Below are 18696 nucleotides of genomic sequence, written 5' to 3'. Positions count from 1 at the left end.
CTCCTATTACCTCCCCATATAGCAGAACTGTTGTTATCCGCGCTATTTGATTGCCGTCAGATATTCTGTCCAGTCGGACATGTTGGCCTCGCCGGAAGCCGCCCTCGGAATCGTTTTCCCATAGGCGTTCGACAATTCTCCGGGAAGGGTCGACCGCACCGTCCAGCCATGAGATTCAAGCCATCGAGTGGGATCACTGCGCTCGTCGGTATAGAATAGTTCGGTTACATCTATTCCACCCATCAGATCTTTGTTGATCCCTCGACCTTCGACGCGAACGACCCGCTCGATGTCCAGTCCGGATACGAATGTGTCGACCGCCAGTCGACTACCCGGCGCCGACAATGCGTGGATCCGCTCGAACAGGGCATCTTGCGCGGCGCCGGGTAGGTATCCGAGGAGTCCTTCACACGACCATGCGGTCGCCCGTGCCGCGTCGAAGCCGGCCGCACACAGCCGACTCGGCCAGTCGTCGCGCAGGTCGACGGCGACCACCTGTCGCTGCGGGCCCGATTCGATCTCGTGTGCTGCGAGAACGCGATCCTTGAACTCGAGCACCCTCGGCTGGTCGATCTCGAAGACGACCGCTCCGGGTGGCCACGGCAACCGCAACGCTCTGGCGTCGAGCCCGGCGGCGACGATCACCGCTTGCCCGATCCCCTCGGCGGCCGCCGACAAGAAGAATTCGTCGAAATGCTTCGTGCGCAGACTCATATGATCGATCGGAAAAGAAGATCCAGCCGTCAGCGTAGGATCCGTCAGCGCGCGGGAGAAGAATGTGTCGCCCGCCGCTTCGACAAAGAGCCGAGCAAAATCGTCCTGTACCAGTGGATCAGGTTCGGCCGCTCCCAGTGACCGTAACGTCGCAACGAGCAACGCGGTTGCACCGACGCTGGTCACAATATCCCAATCGTCACCATCTGTACGCATGATGCCTCACGATCTATCGAAAGATGACACGCTTCATCGGCTACCTTCCGGCACCCTTCATCCGATGTCTCGGCATTTCTGACCGGATGGGATGAAGCGTATGTCAGCGACCCCGAGTCAGGCATCCCCCCGTCCAGGTGGATGCAGATCTCGAAGTGGTCTGCGTAAGGTTTGATTCGTAGTCGGCGGATCAGAAATCGGGGGCATTATGCCAACGCTGTTAGAAGTCACCACCCAACTTTTCCTGCAGGTCGCTGTCATCTTGATCGCGTATCGGATTTTTGTTCTTATTTTTCGGAGACTGGGTCAGGCACAAGTCGTCGCGATGATGGTCGCGGGATTCGCGTTGGGTCCGTCGGTGCTCGGCTGGGTGGCTCCGTCGGTACAGGAGTGGATCTTCCCCACCGAACTGGTGGTCGAGGGCGCGGCCGTTACCCACCCGAACCTGACCGCCATCTATGTGATCGGCCAGCTCGGACTTGTGCTTTACATGTTCATGGTGGGGGCGTCGTTCAAACTCGACATCCTGCGATCCCACAGTCGGCAGGCCACCGCGACATCGGCCGCCGGCGTCGTGGTGCCCATGGTGCTCGGTGGCGTGACCGGATGGCTGCTCGTCGACGCAGGCGGATTCTTCACCGCGGAAGTCGAGTCATGGCAGGGCGGACTCTTCCTCGCCGCGGCGGTGGCCATCACAGCTTTTCCCATGCTGGCCTGGATCATCTACGACGCGGGGCTGCTGAACACCCGGCTCGGAACGATGTCGCTGTCCTGCGCGGCGGTCGATGACGCGTGTGCCTGGGTGCTGCTCGCGACCGTCGTCGCGACGACACAGGATTCCATGAGCGGGGCGCTCATCGCCGTGGGCGGCGGAGCGATCTATTTCCTGTTCATGGTGACCGTCGCCCGGCGGCTGCTGGCCCGCTTCCACACCTGGACAACGTCGCAGACTCGCCAGGAGGAATCCAGCTCGATCCCGATCAACTACCTCTCGGTCGTCCTGATCGTCATTGTGCTGGCCAGCTGGTTCACCGACCTTGTGGGCATCTACTCGGTCTTCGGAGCGTTCGTCGTCGGCGCTGTGATGCCGCGCGGCGAGCTACTCGACCGCGTCCTGGAACGTTTCGAGCCTCTGGTCGCCTATTTCCTTCTCCCCGCCTTCTTCGTCTATTCCGGCCTCAACACCGAGTTGAGCCTGATCTTCCAACCGGCGGTACTGGTCGCCGGGGTGGCCGTCCTCGCGGTGGCGTTCGCCGGAAAGTTCGGTTCGGTGTATCTCGCGGCTCGATGGCAGGGCATGAGCCGACGTGAGGCCGGTTCGATGGGCGCCCTGGCCAATGCTCGCGGTCTCATGGAGCTGATCCTGCTCAATATCGGCCTCAACGCCGACCTGATCACCAGCCAGCTCTACACCGTCCTGGTCCTGATGACGATCATCACCACGTTTGTCGCAGGCCCGCTCCAGCGGCTGTTCGAACGGAGCGCATGGCGAAACGGGTTCGTCTTCGGACCGTCGGGTGAAGCACCGAAGCCCGACCACTCGGAGCAGGCAATCCCCCTCGAACAGACACCTGCCCGATGACCAACGAACGCCGGCGACACGCCACTTCGCCTGCGACAGGAGAGATCATGGCGATCGATGTTCCCGGATTCAGGATCGGGCACTGGACGGACCCGATCGGCGAGACAGGCTGTAGCGTTCTGCTCTTTCCCGAGAACACGACCGCATCCTGCGAGGTGCGCGGTGGCGCCCCGGCGAGCCGCGAGCTCGACGCGCTCGCCCCGGACAAGATGGTGACCTTCGCCGACGCGGCGGTGCTGACCGGCGGCTCGGCTTTCGGGCTCGCCGCCGCCGACGGCGTCATGCGCTTCCTCGAGGAACGCGGCCGCGGTATAGCGACACCCGCCGGCCCGGTGCCGATCGTGCCGACGCTGGCGATCTTCGACCTGGCCGCGGGCAGTTCCGCCGCCCGTCCCACTGCCGCGAACGGGTACGCGGCCGCGTGCTCGGCCGCCGAGGACCAGCCCACCTCCGGTCGCGTCGGGGCCGGAGCGGGTGCCTACACATCGCAGTGGCGCGGTCCCGCCGGGCGGCGTCCGGGCGGCATCGCCGCCGCCCAACGCCGCCTCGATGATCTGGTCGTCGGCGCGGTCTGCGTAGTGAACTCCTTCGGCGACATCGATGACGGAACGACCGAGATCGATCTGGGAGCGATGACCCTCGCACGGCCCGTCGATCCCACAGCATGGACACACACGACGGTCGGCGTGGTGGTCACCAATGCCAGGCTGGACAAGATGGGCTGTCACATCGTGGCCCAGGGCGCGCACGATGGGTTGGCCCGGGCGATCACTCCGCCCCATGCCCGGTTCGACGGTGACGGCTTCATCGCGGCCGCGACAGGCCGGGTCGACGCCGATGTCGACCTGGTACGGCTCATGGCACTGGCGGCTGTCACCCAAGCCATTCGGTCGATCCGGCCGCGGTAGCGACGCGGCACCGGATCGAGCTCACTCCCGGCCGCTCACTATGGCGACTGTCACATTCCGGGACCCCGATGCATTGGTACCGTTGGTACTATCCAGAGTGCGAGAGTTCCACGGGGGGAACAACAATGGCGATCGAACCCGAGCCCCGCGAATCCTCGACCAGAGTCGCACAACCACCGCCGCTACCACCACGAGCGACGATCGACTCGCTGCCGGCCCTGCCGCAGCAGCCGCGGCATTCGACTCTGTTATTGGTCACCGAAACGCCTTTGCTGCGAACACAATTCGAAGCGGCTGTGGCCGCTGCCGCGGACTTCACGCTGGCCGGAACGTGCCGCGTGCGCGACACAGTCGCCGCCCACGAGCGACTGCGACCCGATATCGTGATCGTGGACGGCGCTGTGGAATCGAACCGTGAGTGGCCCGGCGCGGCCGTTCGGTTGCAGGAACTCGAGTACCCACCGATGATCACTCTCGTCATCGACCGGGATACCGAACCGTCGCCGCTTGCCGACCGGGTGGATGCCGTGTTGTCGGTGAAGCTCGGAATCGCGGCCGTGCTCGAGGCTTTGCGGGTCCTGAAACTGGGGGCGGTAGTTTCTGTGGGGCCCCAATCGCCGATATGCGCGGTAGATATGACCGCGAGCGATCTGGCGGAGCAGCTCTCGACCCTGACCAGAAGGGAACGCGAGATCCTGACGTTGATCGCCGACGGATTGTCCAATCGTCAGGTGAGCGACCGGCTGTTCATCAGCCCGAATACCGTCAAGGAATACGTCAGCCGGATTCTCGGCAAGCTCGGGGTTACCAGCCGTATCGAAGCCGCTGTGCTCGCGGTGCAGGCGGAGATCCATGGGATTGCGGAGACGCGATAGTAGGAGCCGGATTCAGCTCCGCAGCGCGGCGATCAGTGCGGGACTCAACGCCAGCGCGGGCAACGACTCGACCAGCAGGTCGACCAGCGCCTCGCGACTGATCGGCTTGTCGATCATCCAGGTGAGGATGGTCTCCTCGACAAAGGCGATCCAGCCACGAATGGCCAAGGTGAGCCGGGCCAGATCGGGATCCTCGGGCGGCAGCGGCAGTTCGCTGACGATGAGATCGGCGATGGCGCCGCGGGTTTCGTTGACATAGTCGGCCATATCAGGAGTGACGCTTGCAGGCCCGCGCAGCACGGAGCGGTAGGACGCGGAGTGCTCGGTGGCGTAGTCGACGAACCGTTCGATCGAGTCGCGCAGCATGTCGAACAGCGACAGTTCGCGGTTGGGCATGATCGCGGTGAAGAACTCGGTGCTCACATACCGGGCGATCGCCTCGTGGAATTCCTGCTTGGAGGCGAAGTAGTGGAACAGCAGCCCGCGCGAGATGCCGGCCTGCTTGGCGATGTCGTCGACCGAGACGTCCTCGAGCGACCGGTCGACCAGCATCTCGGCACCGAGGGTGATCAACTGCAGCCGACGCTCCTCGGGGCTGAGCCGCACACGTTTCGTCTCTCCCGCACTCCTGGTACTCACAACGGTCATCCTAGCCACTACTGAATCTGGTTCAATAGCTGTTGACTCCGTCTCAATAAGGCCGTAGTCTGCAGTATATGAGTCGTAAGGTTACAGACAACGTTGTCGAGCCCCGGGTCGCCGAAACCCGCCACGTGAAGACGATCATCGTCGGCAGTGGGTTCGCCGGGCTCGGCCTGGCCATCCGGCTGCGCCAAGAGGGTCGCGACGATTTCCTCGTGCTCGAGCGCGGCAGCGAAGTCGGCGGCACCTGGCGCGACAACACCTACCCCGGTGCCGCCTGCGACGTGCCTTCGCACCTTTACTCGTACTCGTTCGCGCTGAACCCCGACTGGACGCGCTCGTTCTCCAAGCAGGGCGAGATCCAGTCCTACATCAAGGGTGTCGCCGAGCGCTACGACGTGCTCGACCGGCACATCTTCGACTGCGACGTGCAGAGCATCCGCTGGAACGATGACACCGCGCAGTGGGAGATCGGCTCCACCAAGGGCAACTTCACCGCCGACACCGTGGTCTCCGCGGTCGGCGCGCTGTGCGAGCCGTCGCTGCCCGATATCAAGGGCATCAACGACTTCGAGGGCGAGATCTTCCACTCCGCCCGCTGGAACCACGACGCCGACCTCACCGGCAAGCGCGTCGCGGTGATCGGCACCGGCGCCTCCTCGATCCAGATCGTGCCGGCCATCGCGAGCAAGGTCGCCACGCTCGACGTCTACCAGCGCACCGCGCCGTGGCTGCTGCCGCGCTCGGATCGCCCGTATCTGCTGCCCGAGCGGCTGGCGTTCAAGCACATCCCCGGCGCGCAGCGCCTCTCGCGCGCGGCCATCTACGCCATCCGTGAGACCCAGGTCGTCGGCCTGACCAGGTTCCCGGTACTGATGAAGGCCTTCGAAGCCATCTCGCGCGCCAAACTGCAGATCGAGATCCGCGATCCCGAACTGCGCAAGAAGGTCACCCCGAACTACCGGATCGGCTGCAAGCGCATGCTGATCTCCAACGAGTACTACCCTGCGCTGGATCGCGACAATGTCGACGTGATCACCGACGGCATCGCCGAGGTGAAGGCGGGCTCGATCATCACCAAGGACGGCACCGAGCGCGAGATCGACGCGCTCATCGTGGCGACCGGCTTCCACGTCACCGACTCCCCCGTCTACGAGACGGTGGTCGGCCGTGACGGTCGCTCACTGTCGGAGGTGTTCGACGAGGTCGGCCAGCAGGCGTACAAGGGTTCCTCGATCGAGAACTTCCCGAACATGTTCTTCCTGGTCGGCCCGAACGTCGGCCTCGGCCACACCTCGATGGTGTTCATGATCGAATCGCAGATCAACTACGTGGCCAGCGCGCTCGCGACCATCGACGCCAAGGGCCTGCACACTGTGGAGGTCCGCAAGGACGTCCAGCAGGCCTACAACCGCGAGCTGCAGGACAAGCTCGCCAAGACCGTCTGGAACACTGGCGGCTGCGCGAGCTGGTACCTGGACAAGCACGGCAACAACACCACCCTGTGGCCCGACTTCACCTTCCGGTTCCGCAGTCTCACAAGACAATTCGATGTCGATGCCTACAATGTGACAACCTCTGACGCCTCGCGCGCCGACGATCAGAAAGTGGTAGCCCAGTGAGCAAAGACGCTTACTTCACGAACAAGGTTTGCGTGATCACCGGAGCCGGTTCCGGCATCGGCCGCGCACTGGCCGAGAACCTGGCCGCCCGTGGCGCCAAGCTCGCGCTGTCCGATATCGACACCGAGGGCCTGGCCCAGACCGTCGCCTCCTGCGAGAAGCTGGGCGCGCAGGTCAAGTCCGACCGGCTCAATGTCGCCGAGCGTGAGTCGTTCCTGCTCTACGCCGATCAGGTGAAGGCGCACTTCGGTGTCGTGCACCAGATCTACAACAACGCGGGCATCGCCTACCACGGCGACGTGGTCAAGACCGAGTTCAAAGACATCGAACGCATCATGGATGTGGACTTCTGGGGCGTCGTCAACGGCACCAAGGCGTTCCTGCCGCTGCTGATCGAGTCCGGCGACGGCCACGTGGTCAATGTCTCGAGCCTCTTCGGCCTGGTCGCCGTGCCCGGCCAGGCGGCCTACAACTCGGCCAAGTTCGCGGTGCGCGGCTTCACCGAGGCGCTGTTCCAGGAGATGAAGATCGCCAAGGCGCCGGTCAAGGTCACCTGTGTGCACCCCGGCGGCATCAAGACCGCCGTCGCCCGCAACGCCACCTACGCCGAGGGCATGGACGGCGCCAACGCCGCCTCGCTGTTCGACAAGTACCTGGCGATCCACAGCCCGGAGATGGCCGCGCAGACCATCACCGAGGGTGTGCGCAAGGGCCAGGCCCGCGTGCTCATCGGCTGGGAGGCCAAGGTGCTCGACGTGAGCGTGCGCTTGCTCGCCTCCGGCTACAGCCGGATCTCGGCCGTGGTCAACGGCCGCTTCATGCCGAACTGAGAAGATCCAGGAAACTCCATGCGCGAGTTCAAGATTCCACTGCCGATCGCCCGCATAGTGCTCGACCCGGTGTTCCGGGTGACACTGAACGCGCGGCTACCGGTCGTGGTGCAGCGCGTGCTGCTCGACGCGGTCTCGCGGCTGCAGCCGGTGCCCGACGGTTCTGTGGTGCAGCATCTGCAGCTGGGTGGACGCCCGGCCGAGCGCGTGATCGCCGAGACCGCCATTCCGGGTTCGCGTACCAGGGCGGTCCCGCCGGAACGTGCCGCGGGCGCGATCTTGTACCTGCACGGCGGCGGCTACGTGGTCGGATCGATCGCCACGCACCGTTCGCTGGTGGCCGGGCTCGCGCGCGAGACCTCGTGCGCGGTGTACTCGCTGGACTACCGGCTGGCGCCCGAGCATCCGTTCCCGGCCGGTCTCGACGACGCCGAGGCCGCGTTCCTGGACCTGGTGGGCAACGTCGGCTACCGGCCCGAGCAGATCTGCCTTGCCGGTGATTCGGCGGGCGGCGGCCTGGCGATGGCGCTGGCCCAGCGGCTGATCGAGCGGCATCAGCTGACGCCCGCCGCACTCGGCCTCATCGCACCCTGGGTGGATCCCACCGAGGTGCCGAGCAAGGACCGCGACCTGGTGATCAACCGGGCGTGGTCGCGGGCGTGCGCCGCCTACTACCTCGGCGACGCCGCCGCAACCGAAGCGGGTTACGCCCCGCTGTCGGGAAACCTGATCGGCCTGCCGCCCACCTATGTGCAGGTCGATGTGAGCGAACTCCTGCACGACCAGTGTTGCAAGCTCGTCTCAGCCTTGCGGGGAGCGGGCGTGCACGTCCGCTTCACCGAAACCCGCGGCCTCTGGCATGTCGCGCAACTGCAGGCCGCGCTGGTCACCGAGGCAGCGCTGGCCCTCAGCGAACTCGCAGAATTCCTGCGAGAAGCAATTCAGCCGGTATCGATAGACGATTTACGATAAAGCCTGGTGACGACCAATTCGGGCGGCGATATCGCGACCCGGCCGAACGTGTCGTAGATTACTGGCGAGTAGAACCCACTGGAAGGGCACAGATGCGAGAGTTCGAAGTTCCGGCTTCCTACACCATCCCGGACGATGCGAACAATTCCGACAACGTCTTCCGCTTCGCGCAGGAGACGCCGAACACGGTCTTGTTCAACGTCCCGAACGGCAGCGGCGGCTGGAACGACGTCACGGCGGCACAGTTCGAGAAAGCCGTCATCGGCGTCGCCAAGGGCCTGATCGCCGCAGGCATCGGGCTGGGCGACCGCGTCGCGATCATGGCGGCCACCCGCTACGAGTGGTCGCTGCTGGACTTCGCGATCTGGGCCGCCGGTGGCGTGACCGTCGCGATCTACGACAGCTCGGCCGCCGAGCAGGCCAAGTGGATCCTGCAGGACTCCGAGACCAAGCTGCTGGTCGTCGAGAACGACAAGCACCGCGCCACGATCGAGGAGATCGAAGCCGGTTCGCTGCCCGCGCTGGCCGAGACCCTGCAGATCGACAAGGGCGCCATCGACACGCTCATCGAGCGCGGCGCCGAGCTGGATGACTCCGTCGTGCACGAACGTCGCAAGCAGGTCGGCGCGGCCTCCCCCGCGACCCTGATCTACACCTCGGGCACGACCGGCAAGCCCAAGGGCGTGCAATTGACCCACGCGAATCTCTACGCCGAGTCCCGCTCCGGCGGTATCGAGCTGTCCGCCTTCGTCACCGAGGGCCAGAAGACGCTGCTGTTCCTGCCGCTGGCGCACGTGTTCGCCCGCGCGGTCGCACTGATCTCCTTCGATTCCAAGGTGACCATCCGCCACAGCTCGGACTGGACCACCCTGGTCGAGCAGTTCGGCGACTTCAAGCCGGACTTCATCCTCTCGGTGCCGCGCGTGTTCGAGAAGGTGTTCAACTCCGCCAAGCAGAAGGCGCACGACGGCGGCAAGGGCAAGATCTTCGACGCGGCCGCGGAGACCGCCATCGCCTACAGCACGGCGCTCCAGACCAAGGGCGGCCCCGACCTGCTGCTCAAGCTCAAGCACTTCGTCTTCGACAAGCTGGTCTACAGCAAGCTGCGCGCGGCCCTCGGTGGCCAGTGCCTTGCGGCCGTCTCCGGTGGTGGCCCGCTGGGCGCGCGCCTCGGCCACTTCTTCCGTGGCGCCGGCGTGACGATCTACGAGGGCTACGGCCTGACCGAGACCACCGCCGCGTTCACCGTGAACACCCCCGCGTTCATCCGGGTCGGCTCGGTCGGTCGCCCGATCCAGGGCCACGCGGCCAAGATCGCCGAAGACGGCGAGCTGTTGCTCAAGGGCTCGGTCGTGTTCGACGGCTACTGGGGCAACGCCGAGGCCACCGAGGAATCCTTCGTCGACGGCTGGTTCAAGACCGGCGACCTCGGTGCCATCGACGACGACGGCTTCGTCACCATCACCGGCCGCAAGAAGGAAATCCTGGTCACCGCGGGCGGCAAGAACGTCTCCCCCGCGATCCTCGAGGACTCCCTGCGCGCGCACCCGCTGATCAGCCAGGTCATGGTCGTCGGCGACGGCCAGCCCTTCATCGGCGCGCTGATCACCCTCGACCCGGAGGCCCTGCCGGGCTGGAAGGATCGCAACGGCGTCGCCGCCGACACCGCGATCGAGACCCTGATCGAGAACCCGACGCTGGTGGCCGAGGTGCAGGCCGCGATCGACGAGACCAACAGCAAGGTCTCCAAGGCCGAGGCGATCAAGAAGATCCGCATCCTCCCGGTCGACTGGACCCAGGAGGGTGGCGAGCTCACCCCGAAGATGTCGCTCAAGCGCGCCGTCGTCATGAAGCAGTACGCGGGCGAAGTAGACAAGATCTACTCCTGACCCTCGCATACGAAAGGCCGGTTGCGCTCCCGCAACCGGCCTTTCGGCTGTCTAGAACCGTTGCGCCGCGAATTGTGCCGCGGTGACGGTCATTCCGTTGATGCCGTAGAGGGTGTGCAGGGCATTGGGTTGGGCGAGTGGGGAACCGTCGCAGATGTTGTCCGATTCGATACACAGGTCGATGGTCTTGTCCTGGTAGAGCGCGCCGATCGAGACCGCGGGCGCGTCCGCGTCGCGCATGAACCGGTCCGACGGCTTGCCGAACAGCGCGACCGCCGCGACATGCTCGGCCACCTCGGCCGCCATCGGCTCTGGCAGGTACGTCTCGTACTCCGGCGGCACGCCCTCCGGCACATCGGCACCGGTCGCGAAACCGGCCAGCGCCGCGCCCTGGGAGTACCCGCCGAGGACGATCCGGGAGTTGGGGCAGTTCGCCGCGATGTATTCGACGCGGCGCTGGGCATCGCTGATCCCCCGCACGACGGTGTGCGCGAAGGCGAGCCGGTCGGTGAAGTCGCTGCTGGCCGGGTAGTCGACGCCGTACGAGCCGACCGAGCGCCCGCCCGCGTTCGCCCGCAGCGCTTCGACGAAGGAGATACCGGTCAGACCGAGTTCGCCACCCGGCTCGGCGGTCCCGCGAGCGAAGACCACCTCGATATCGGAACAGGGCGCGGCGGTAGCGGATTGGATGGGCGATACCAGGGGAATCGCGGCTGCCAAGAAGACTGCAGACACGAATCGCGAGAAGGAACGTGCTGTCATGCCGCGCAGACTACCGACCGCGAGCATTCACCATCGTCTCCGGTCCCGGCGACGCGCCGCCGCCGCAAGGGCGGGTGCGCATTCGCCTGGTGCTTTCAGGCCGGACTCACCTGCACGGATCGCAGTACGCGCAGGCCCGCGACAGCGATCGCGAGGTCGGCTGCTATCTCGAATAACGCTGCGAACCAGGAGAATCCGGTGACGCCGGCGCTCGGCGGGACGTTGATGAAGCTGTCGCTGAGTGGGCCGAACCAGTCCGGGAGCAGGTGCACGATCGTGAAGCCGGCGGCGCTCGCGAAACCGATGAACACCGCGGCGCGCGGGGCCGCCGAGTGGCCCCGGAACACCAGGACCACGGTGAGCAGCGCGAAGAGTAGTTGCAGGGTGCCGAGGGCGTTCACGAGTTGGGAGGTGGCGTCCATGCCACGGCGTAGATGGTCGGCGCCGTGGACCACGAGTGCGACGGCGAAGACCGCCGCGGTGGCGCGCAGGGTCGAGTCCGGTGTTGTCTCGGTCATGAGGTCTCCTACCGGGCGGGATCATTTCTACTACGCAGTGTAGTTTTCAGCGGGCGTATTCGGCAGGCGTTCGGCCGTCACGAAATGGTCACCGGTGCGATCCGGTCCGCGACGTAGGCTCGATCCATGGCGTTCTTGCGGGCAGTGGCCGGGATCGTGGCCGCTGCGCTGGTACTCGGCGTGGCGGAGCTGGTCGCGGTGTTCACCGGGGCCGGTAGTGCGCCCGCGTACGCACTCGGGGCGACGGTTGTCGACCACACACCCGATGGGATCAGGGAGTGGGCGATCTCGACCTTCGGGACGAACGACAAGGCCGTGCTGTTCGTGTGCATGGGCATTGTCGCGGTCGTCGTCGCGGGGCTCGCCGGGATCTCGGAACGGACGGCCCGGCCGATCGGGTCGGTCGCGTTCGCGGTTTTCGGGGTAATCGCCGCTGTCATCGGCGCAGGCAGAGTTGGCGGGTTCGCCGGCGCGCTGCCCGCGCTGATCGGTACCGCCGCCGGAATTCTCGCATTGCGTGGGCTGACCAGGCGGATCGACGACGCACCCGATGAAGCTCGGTCCCGCACCGATGCGACGATCGCGGGAGCCGGGCGGCGGCGCGTGCTCGGTGGACTCGCGGCGACCGGGTTGCTCGCTCTCGGAGCCGGGCTCGCGGGCCGACTGCTCGGCGGTACCCGCCACGACGTGACAGCCGAGCGCGAGACCGTCGAATTGCCAAGGGCCGCAACACCGTTGCCGGATCTTCCGCCGGACGCCGATCTGCGGCTACCCGGGCTCACCTCCTACATCACCCCCAACAGCGACTTCTACCGCATCGACACCGCGCTGATCGTTCCCCAGGTGTCCACAGACTCCTGGTCCCTGCGCATCCACGGCATGGTCGAACGCGAAATCCAGCTCAGCTGGGACGATCTGCTGCGCCGCACCCCGGTGGAGCACCTGGTGACGCTGGCCTGCGTCTCCAACCCGATCAACGGCGACCTGATCGGCAACGCCCGCTGGCTCGGCTACCGCCTCGACGAACTCCTCGCCGAAGCAGGCCCGCTGCCCGATGCCGACATGGTGCTGTCCCACAGCAAGGACGGCTGGACCGCGGGCAGCCCGCTGTCGGTGCTCACGGACGGCCGCGACGCGATCCTCGCCATCGGCATGAACGGCGAACCACTGCCCGTCCAGCACGGCTATCCCGCAAGGCTGGTCGTCCCCGGCCTCTACGGTTACGTCTCCGCCACCAAATGGGTCACCGAACTCGAGGTGACCCGCTTCGACAAAGCCACCGCCTACTGGACCCGCCGCGGCTGGTCGGCGCAGGGCCCGATCAAGACCGGCACCCGCATCGACACCCCGCGCGGCCGCGGCCGGATCCCGCAGGGCCGCACCGCGATCGCCGGTGTCGCCTGGGCCCAGCATCGCGGCATCACCGGCGTCGAGGTCCAGATCGACAACGGCGACTGGCGCCCCGCCCGCCTGTCCACCGAAGTCACCACCGACACCTGGCGCCAATGGGTCTACGACTGGGACGCCACCCCCGGCCAGCACACCCTGCGCGCCCGCGCTACCGACAACACCGGCCTACCCCAAACCGCCGTCGAACAAGACGTCGTCCCCGACGGCGCCACCGGCTACCCCACCCTCACCGTCCAGGTGCAATAGCCGACTGGTGATCAGCTGCTCGCGTCGGCCTTCGCCGGTTCGGGCGATGTGTTCGCGCCGGACTTTCCGTGGCCGACGAACAGTGCCGAGGCGACGACGCCGATCAGCAGGATCGCCGCGGGCAGGATCATCGACTGGGCCAGCGAGGTGCTGAATTCGTCGACGATCTGGGGCGGGAGCGGGCCGGTGGCCGCGCCCTCCCCGACCGGGCCGCCACCGCCGAGACCGTTGGCGGTCAGGCGGGCGGCGATCAGGGCGCTGATCGCGGCACTACCGAGAACCGAGCCGACCTGGCGGGTCGTGTTGTAGACACCGGCGCCCGCACCGGCCTGGGCGACCGGCAGGTTGTGGGTGGCGGTCGTGGCCAGCGGCGCCCAGATGCACGCGTTGGCCAGACCGGCGACACCGGCGGCGATCAGGAACCAGATGATCGACGAATCCGGCGTCATGAGCACACCGAAGATGAAGACCGAACCGGCGAACAGGGTGAAACCGATGGTCGGCAGCAGGCGCGGTGGCATCCGGTCCGAGATCTTGCCGATGAACGGCGCGGCGAAACCGGTGATGATCGCCATCGGCGCGAAGACCAGCGCCGAGACCGTCGGCGTCATCTCGCGCACCGACTGCAGATAGAAGTACGTGGGCACCATCATCGAGGTGACCGCGGCGCCCATCGCGGCGATCGCCAGGTTCGACAGCGCGAAATTGCGGTCGCGGAACAGGCTCAGCGGCACCAGCGGTTCGCCGGAGTTGCGCGCCTGGTTGATCACGAACACGACCAGCATCACCACACCGAAGCCGATCAGCAGCCAGATCCGCAACGACCAGTCCTGCGAATTGCCCTCCTGGATACCGAAAACCAGTGCGAGCATGCCGACTCCGCTGAGGATCACGCCGACGATGTCGAACTTGTGGTCGCTGGTCGGCAGCGCGGGCACCAGCCACACGGCCAGCCCGAACGCGATGATGCCGACCGGCACATTGACGAAGAAGATCCACTCCCAGCCCAGGTTGTCGACCAGCACGCCACCGAGGATGGGGCCGATCAGCGTCGCCAGCCCCGCGACGCCGCCCCACAGGCCCATCGCGGCACCGCGCTTGTCCGGCGGGAAGGTGCGGGTGATCACGGCCATCGTCTGCGGCGTCATCAGCGCGGCACCGATGCCCTGGGCGGCGCGGGCGGCGATCAGCATGCCGATACTGCCGGACAGGCCGCACCACAGCGAGGCGGCGGTGAAGATCGCGAGGCCGATCAGGTAGATGTTCTTCGGCCCGAATTTGTCCCCCAGACGGCCGGTGACAAGCAGCGGCACCGCGTAGGTGAGCAGATAGGCGCTGGTCACCCAGATGACGTTGGAGATATCGGTGCTGAGCTCGGTCATGATGGCCGGATTGGCGACCGCGACGATCGTCATATCCAACAGGATCATGAAGAACCCGACCACCAGCGCGAAGAGCGCTAGCCACGGATTGCGTTGGGTGGTCATCGAATTCGTTCCAATCGGGGGGAGGGATTCAGCTTCGGGCAGCCCAGCGGGGCCGGGGCGCGGCGTCGGGGTGATCCCCATCCGGCCATTCGTGGGCGTGATCGTCGGTGATCCGTTCGCCGGTGACGGGGTCGAATTGCTCCCATGGCACGGCACCGCTGCCGAGTTCGGCGGCGAAGCCTTCGATCCACATGAGTTCGGCGTGGATATTGGCGCGAATGTATTCCAGGACAACGTAATAGCGGCGCGGGACGGCGCGGCTGCGCGTCCAGTCGAGCAGCACGTCCATGTCGGTCCGCGACTGGCTCAGGTATTCCACGCGCTCATCGAGCAGCGCGACGACCTGTTCTTGCGGGAGGGTGTGCGCCTCGGCCAATGCCACCCGGAAAATCGGATACTCCTGCACCGGCGTACGCAGCAGCTCGGCGATCCGCCCCCGCAGCGCGGTACGTCCGGAATCGGTGATCCGATAGGTGGTCCGCTCGGGCCGATTCCCGGCCCGGCCGACCCCTTCCGCCGCCACCATCTCGTCGTCGGCCAGCCGGGACACCGCGTGATACAGCGACCCCGGCCGCACCTTGACCAGCAGATCCTCCCGCCGAGCGATCAACAGCTGATACATCTCGTACGGATGCATCGGCCGCTCATCGAGCAACGCGAGCACCGCGATAGCCAACGGCGTCATCGCGTTCCGCCCAGGCTGCCCCACCCCGCCACCTCCACTCAGCTCTGTGTTCCAGACCAAATATTCCAGTAGGAATATACGGAGTGGAACATAGCATGGCAAGGCTGAAACCAGCCGATGCCGCCAGAACCGCCGTAGACTTACGGCAGTCGAACATGACGATCTGGGGGATCACCGTGGGGGCACTTCGATTCCGGTCCGCAGCCACCGCGTTGCTGGCTGTCGCCATCACAACCACCAGCTGCGGCGACCTGGAACGAGCACTCAACCGCGGCGGCGCCACCCCCTGCCGCGACTACCTCGATCAGGACGCGGACGACCAGCGTCTGACGATCACGAAATTCATCCAGGATCGCCGCAACAACAACGAGGACCTCACTCCCGCGACCATCGACGTCGCACGAGGCGGCGTCAACATGCTGTGCTCGATCCCCTCGAACGCCGACGTTCCCATCGAAGACGCCACCCTGAAGGGCATCGAAATCCGCATCACCCCGACCCGCTGAGGTCGCCGAAAGACCTGCCTGCCAGGCCTACGGGACCAGCACCATCTCCGGGTTCAGCAACGTGGCAGGCAGCTGGGCGAGATCGTCGTATCGGCCCAGCGTCGTATCGAAGAAGCCGCGCAGGTAGTCGAGTTGGACGTCGAGCGACTTGTGCGGATCGATGGTGCCGACCGTCCGTGACGCGGCGGCGGCGGGGACGAGGCCCGCGGCGACAAGTGGCGCGGCGATCAGCGGGGTATCGCAGAACGACAGATGTTGTGCGCCGTTGAGCTGGAAATTCAGTTTCGGGCCGTCGCTGGTGGCCCAGAACTGTTTCCAGCTCGCGACGTTGTCACGGTTGCGGCCCTCGCGGCTGATGAGCAGGAAGGGACGGTCCAGCCCGTCGGTGACGACCGAGCCCCAGAGGCGCCCATCGAGGTTGGCCGCTGCGGCAATCCGGCGGTCGTCGTGCATCGCTTGCGCCGCGGTGGCGCCGCCGAGGGAATGTCCGAACATCCCCACCTTCGATACGTCGAGCACGCGGGCGAGGTTCGCGGGGAGCGGGTACTGGTCGGTATCCGGGTTGTTCCCCGCGGTGATGTCGGCGAGCCTGTCGAGCACGAACCGTGTGTCGGCTACCCGCGTCGCTGTCGCCTTGGTGCCCTGAGCCTCGACTTCGCCGGGATCGGTGGTCGGCGGCAGCACGCTGCGTTCGATCCGCCCGTCGGGGAATTCCGTCGCCAATGATTCGTAGGTGTGACTCAGGGTGACTACGACGAAACCGTGGCTGGCGAGGTCTTCGGCATGAGCTGTACTCAGCTCACGCGGCATCCCGAGACCCGGCGAGAACACAACGACCGGCCGAGGCCCACGCGAGGTCTCCGCGGGCGCGCCGAGGCGACCGTGGCTGGGCGCGACCGTCAATCGTTCCGTCGACGCCGCACCGATCTGAGCAAGACTCTCGGCATAGATGCGGGTGAGACCGGGAGAAAGCCAAGGCCGCGCGGGCGCTCCCGTCACATCGGCGGCGGGATACCAGACGCTGACCATCAATTCGCGCGGCACAGTCGGCTTGTACGGATCGGGCCGCGAGGTATCGACCAAGCGCAGATCCACCACACCGATCGCCTCCGAACCAGAGGGTTCCGGCAGTGACACGACCACCGAGTCCTGTTGCGGCAGGTCTGGTTCGGCGTGTGCTACGACGTCGACCGTGGTCAATGTCAGTAGAGCCAGAACCGGAATGCATCGAAATATTTTCGTCCACACAGCTATTCACTCCCCAAGCGTTGAACTCGCTACCCTTCGGCCGGTCAGCCTAGCCGCGTCGGCTCCTGGCCGGATCCGCTGAGACAGGACGACCGTTCTCATCGAACAACGGCCTGCCCGACATGCTCGAGTCGGCTACCGTCAGAGGCGAATGTTGGAGGGGAGCAAGACAATGCAGCATCATGCCGGGAATTTCCGTGCTGTACGGGGGCTGGGTTCGGCCTTCGTGGCGCTCGCGGCAATCGTGGTCGTCGTCCAGTGGGCTGCCGTGGTTCTGCGGTGGATCGGTTACCGAATTGTCGCGGCACGCTATGACGGTGATATCGGTAGCGCCGACTACAACTGGGCGCGCGACACGCTGTTTCCGATCGAGGTGGCCCTGTGGCTGATGTCGTTCCTGGCGATGCTGGTGGCTTGGATCGTCGTGACCGTCTGGCTGTCGCGGGCGCGGGCCAACGCCGACAATTTCGCCCCGGCCGCGCACCATCTGTCGCGCCCGTGGGCGTTCTGGGGTTGGGTGGTTCCGATCGTCTCGCTGTGGTTCCCCGCGCTGTTCGTCCACGATGTCGACACAGCGTCGGCACCGCGGCGCCGCAGCCAGGGACTGATCGCGACCTGGTGGATCACCTGGGTCCTCGCCTGGATCGCCTTCTGGGCAGGCATCGTCTCGCTCCGCATGCCCGACGACCACGACACCATTCAGACAATGCGTGACTCCGAAGTCGACGGCCTGTTCATCTTCAGCGCGAGCCGATCGGCGTCGGCGCTGCTGTTCACCGTCGCCGCGGCGTGCCTGATCGCGGTCATCCTGCGGATCGGCCGAGCCCAGGCCGCTTGGTCCAGCACTGCTCGCTGACTTGCCGCGTGTTCGGCGGGGCCCTGCTCTACAGGCTGTGGGCGTCCAGCCAGGTTCTGGCCGCGTCGGCGGGGCGGGTGCCGGTTTCGATCTGGTTGATCGACTCGATCAGGCCCTCGGTGGTCAGTTCGCCTGCTACGTAGTTGAGCTTTTTCAGCTGTCGGCGGTCGAAGATGCCGGTGCGGTAGAGGGCGAGAATGTTCTGGGCGCGGAGGGTGTAGTCGGGGTCGGGAAGGGCGTCGCGGGGGCGCAGGTCGGTGCCGTCCGCCGCGTCGGTCACCGAAAGGCCCTGTGGGAGTGCGGCGTTGACCGCGGCGGCGACCTCGTCGGGTTTACGCGCGGGCGAGGTCGGGTTCCAGCGGTCGAGGAGGGCGCCGTTGCGGGCGGGCAGGACCGCGATGCGGCCTGCGTCGAGGTCGGCGAGGGGGGTCGTCAATCCGGTGACGACAGTGGATTCGGTGCCCGCGCGTTCCAGTGCTTGGGAATAGATCTCGGCGAGCAGAACCGATTCCGTCGACGAATCCGCGCCGACCGCGACCACCGTCTTCGCGTCGTCGGAGGCACAGGAAATGGTGGTGAAAGCGCAGGCTGCGACCAGGATCGCGGCGGCGGTTCGACGCACGGCGACCGAGTGCATCCGGCGACACCAACTTTCTGTATTTGCCGTCAACCCGCGCAATTCGGCCCGACGGCGGGCAGTATGAACTACCAGAATGTACCTGTGGCCC

The 18696-nt window shown here is 65.9% G+C and carries 18 protein-coding genes; 10 read left to right on the top strand and 8 right to left on the bottom strand.

Annotated elements, in window-relative coordinates; all coding sequences use genetic code 11:
- Positions 1-42: 42 nt before the first annotated feature.
- Positions 43-930 (bottom strand): class I SAM-dependent methyltransferase, encoded by an 888-nt coding sequence (locus ACFWPX_RS06150; RefSeq protein WP_378915545.1) that lies wholly within the window; start codon positions 928-930, stop codon positions 43-45.
- 208 nt (positions 931-1138) lie between these two features.
- On the opposite strand from ACFWPX_RS06150, the gene ACFWPX_RS06145 reads away from it, so the two are divergent.
- From ACFWPX_RS06145 to ACFWPX_RS06135, 3 genes are all read left to right on the top strand, one after another.
- A complete protein-coding gene (locus tag ACFWPX_RS06145) occupies positions 1139-2512 on the top strand; it encodes a cation:proton antiporter (protein WP_378926441.1) in 1374 nt (457 codons plus the stop codon).
- 47 nt (positions 2513-2559) lie between these two features.
- Positions 2560-3420 (top strand): P1 family peptidase, encoded by an 861-nt coding sequence (locus ACFWPX_RS06140; protein ID WP_378926440.1) that lies wholly within the window; start codon positions 2560-2562, stop codon positions 3418-3420.
- A gap of 125 nt (positions 3421-3545) precedes the next feature.
- Positions 3546-4295, top strand: a complete 750-nt coding sequence (locus ACFWPX_RS06135; protein ID WP_378926439.1) for a response regulator transcription factor — start codon at positions 3546-3548, stop codon at positions 4293-4295.
- Between the two features lie 12 nt (positions 4296-4307).
- Here ACFWPX_RS06135 and ACFWPX_RS06130 read toward each other — a convergent pair whose 3' ends face one another.
- On the bottom strand, positions 4308-4943 hold the full coding sequence (locus tag ACFWPX_RS06130; RefSeq protein ID WP_378926438.1) for a TetR/AcrR family transcriptional regulator: 636 nt from the start codon (positions 4941-4943) through the stop codon (positions 4308-4310).
- A gap of 68 nt (positions 4944-5011) precedes the next feature.
- Between ACFWPX_RS06130 and ACFWPX_RS06125 the strand changes: the two genes are divergently transcribed.
- The 4 genes from ACFWPX_RS06125 (at position 5012) to ACFWPX_RS06110 (ending at position 10250) form a co-directional block, all read left to right on the top strand.
- Positions 5012-6559 (top strand): flavin-containing monooxygenase, encoded by a 1548-nt coding sequence (locus ACFWPX_RS06125; RefSeq protein ID WP_378926436.1) that lies wholly within the window; start codon positions 5012-5014, stop codon positions 6557-6559.
- On the top strand, positions 6556-7389 hold the full coding sequence (locus ACFWPX_RS06120) for an SDR family NAD(P)-dependent oxidoreductase (RefSeq protein ID WP_378915533.1): 834 nt from the start codon (positions 6556-6558) through the stop codon (positions 7387-7389). Before ACFWPX_RS06125 ends, ACFWPX_RS06120 begins: the two co-directional genes overlap by 4 nt.
- An 18-nt stretch (positions 7390-7407) precedes the next feature.
- Entirely contained in the window at positions 7408-8361 is a 954-nt protein-coding gene (locus ACFWPX_RS06115; RefSeq protein ID WP_378926435.1) for an alpha/beta hydrolase, read from the top strand.
- Between the two features lie 92 nt (positions 8362-8453).
- Positions 8454-10250, top strand: a complete 1797-nt coding sequence (locus tag ACFWPX_RS06110) for an AMP-dependent synthetase/ligase (protein WP_378915529.1) — start codon at positions 8454-8456, stop codon at positions 10248-10250.
- A gap of 51 nt (positions 10251-10301) precedes the next feature.
- Here ACFWPX_RS06110 and ACFWPX_RS06105 read toward each other — a convergent pair whose 3' ends face one another.
- On the bottom strand, positions 10302-11012 hold the full coding sequence (locus ACFWPX_RS06105; RefSeq protein ID WP_378915527.1) for a cutinase family protein: 711 nt from the start codon (positions 11010-11012) through the stop codon (positions 10302-10304).
- Positions 11013-11107: 95 nt separating this feature from the next.
- Positions 11108-11530, bottom strand: a complete 423-nt coding sequence (locus ACFWPX_RS06100) for a hypothetical protein (protein ID WP_378926434.1) — start codon at positions 11528-11530, stop codon at positions 11108-11110.
- A gap of 126 nt (positions 11531-11656) precedes the next feature.
- Here ACFWPX_RS06100 and ACFWPX_RS06095 point away from each other — a divergent pair, with 126 nt between their 5' ends.
- A complete protein-coding gene (locus ACFWPX_RS06095; protein WP_378926432.1) occupies positions 11657-13186 on the top strand; it encodes a molybdopterin-dependent oxidoreductase in 1530 nt (509 codons plus the stop codon).
- An 11-nt stretch (positions 13187-13197) separates the two neighbouring features.
- Here the strand turns inward: ACFWPX_RS06095 and ACFWPX_RS06090 are convergent, their stop codons facing one another.
- Positions 13198-14673 (bottom strand): DHA2 family efflux MFS transporter permease subunit, encoded by a 1476-nt coding sequence (locus ACFWPX_RS06090; RefSeq protein WP_378926430.1) that lies wholly within the window; start codon positions 14671-14673, stop codon positions 13198-13200.
- A gap of 28 nt (positions 14674-14701) precedes the next feature.
- A complete protein-coding gene (locus tag ACFWPX_RS06085) occupies positions 14702-15358 on the bottom strand; it encodes a PadR family transcriptional regulator (RefSeq protein WP_378926428.1) in 657 nt (218 codons plus the stop codon).
- A 95-nt stretch (positions 15359-15453) separates the two neighbouring features.
- On the opposite strand from ACFWPX_RS06085, the gene ACFWPX_RS06080 reads away from it, so the two are divergent.
- Positions 15454-15864, top strand: a complete 411-nt coding sequence (locus tag ACFWPX_RS06080; RefSeq protein WP_378926427.1) for a hypothetical protein — start codon at positions 15454-15456, stop codon at positions 15862-15864.
- A 27-nt stretch (positions 15865-15891) separates the two neighbouring features.
- On the opposite strand, the gene ACFWPX_RS06075 is transcribed toward ACFWPX_RS06080, so the two are convergent.
- Positions 15892-17064, bottom strand: coding sequence for an alpha/beta hydrolase family protein (locus ACFWPX_RS06075; RefSeq protein ID WP_378926426.1), 1173 nt, complete (start codon positions 17062-17064; stop codon positions 15892-15894).
- Between the two features lie 220 nt (positions 17065-17284).
- Here ACFWPX_RS06075 and ACFWPX_RS06070 point away from each other — a divergent pair, with 220 nt between their 5' ends.
- Complete coding sequence (locus ACFWPX_RS06070) at positions 17285-17968, top strand: DUF4328 domain-containing protein (protein ID WP_378926425.1); 684 nt, start codon at positions 17285-17287, stop codon at positions 17966-17968.
- 28 nt (positions 17969-17996) lie between these two features.
- On the opposite strand, the gene ACFWPX_RS06065 is transcribed toward ACFWPX_RS06070, so the two are convergent.
- Positions 17997-18605 carry a hypothetical protein gene (locus tag ACFWPX_RS06065; protein ID WP_378926424.1) on the bottom strand — a complete coding sequence of 203 codons (609 nt, stop codon included), beginning with the start codon at positions 18603-18605 and terminating at the stop codon, positions 17997-17999.
- Between the last annotated feature and the right edge of the window lie 91 nt (positions 18606-18696).

Origin of the sequence: Nocardia sp. NPDC058518 (assembly GCF_042719655.1) — a bacterium.
Taxonomy (GTDB): Bacteria; Actinomycetota; Actinomycetes; order Mycobacteriales; family Mycobacteriaceae; genus Nocardia.
This window is presented reverse-complemented; position numbering and strand designations above follow the sequence as displayed.

Bases quoted from the DNA above. Each gene is read 5' to 3' on its own strand.
- ACFWPX_RS06100 (WP_378926434.1), bottom strand. From the start codon at position 11,530: ATGACCGAGACAACACCGGACTCGACCCTGCGCGCCACCGCGGCGGTC.
- ACFWPX_RS06070 (WP_378926425.1), top strand. From the start codon at position 17,285: ATGCAGCATCATGCCGGGAATTTCCGTGCTGTACGGGGGCTGGGTTCG.
- ACFWPX_RS06145 (WP_378926441.1), top strand. From the start codon at position 1,139: ATGCCAACGCTGTTAGAAGTCACCACCCAACTTTTCCTGCAGGTCGCT.
- ACFWPX_RS06090 (WP_378926430.1), bottom strand. From the start codon at position 14,673: ATGACCACCCAACGCAATCCGTGGCTAGCGCTCTTCGCGCTGGTGGTC.
- ACFWPX_RS06115 (WP_378926435.1), top strand. From the start codon at position 7,408: ATGCGCGAGTTCAAGATTCCACTGCCGATCGCCCGCATAGTGCTCGAC.
- ACFWPX_RS06125 (WP_378926436.1), top strand. From the start codon at position 5,012: ATGAGTCGTAAGGTTACAGACAACGTTGTCGAGCCCCGGGTCGCCGAA.
- ACFWPX_RS06135 (WP_378926439.1), top strand. From the start codon at position 3,546: ATGGCGATCGAACCCGAGCCCCGCGAATCCTCGACCAGAGTCGCACAA.
- ACFWPX_RS06110 (WP_378915529.1), top strand. From the start codon at position 8,454: ATGCGAGAGTTCGAAGTTCCGGCTTCCTACACCATCCCGGACGATGCG.
- ACFWPX_RS06065 (WP_378926424.1), bottom strand. From the start codon at position 18,605: ATGCACTCGGTCGCCGTGCGTCGAACCGCCGCCGCGATCCTGGTCGCA.
- ACFWPX_RS06150 (WP_378915545.1), bottom strand. From the start codon at position 930: ATGCGTACAGATGGTGACGATTGGGATATTGTGACCAGCGTCGGTGCA.
- ACFWPX_RS06095 (WP_378926432.1), top strand. From the start codon at position 11,657: ATGGCGTTCTTGCGGGCAGTGGCCGGGATCGTGGCCGCTGCGCTGGTA.
- ACFWPX_RS06080 (WP_378926427.1), top strand. From the start codon at position 15,454: ATGGCAAGGCTGAAACCAGCCGATGCCGCCAGAACCGCCGTAGACTTA.
- ACFWPX_RS06085 (WP_378926428.1), bottom strand. From the start codon at position 15,358: ATGACGCCGTTGGCTATCGCGGTGCTCGCGTTGCTCGATGAGCGGCCG.
- ACFWPX_RS06130 (WP_378926438.1), bottom strand. From the start codon at position 4,943: ATGACCGTTGTGAGTACCAGGAGTGCGGGAGAGACGAAACGTGTGCGG.
- ACFWPX_RS06140 (WP_378926440.1), top strand. From the start codon at position 2,560: ATGGCGATCGATGTTCCCGGATTCAGGATCGGGCACTGGACGGACCCG.
- ACFWPX_RS06105 (WP_378915527.1), bottom strand. From the start codon at position 11,012: ATGACAGCACGTTCCTTCTCGCGATTCGTGTCTGCAGTCTTCTTGGCA.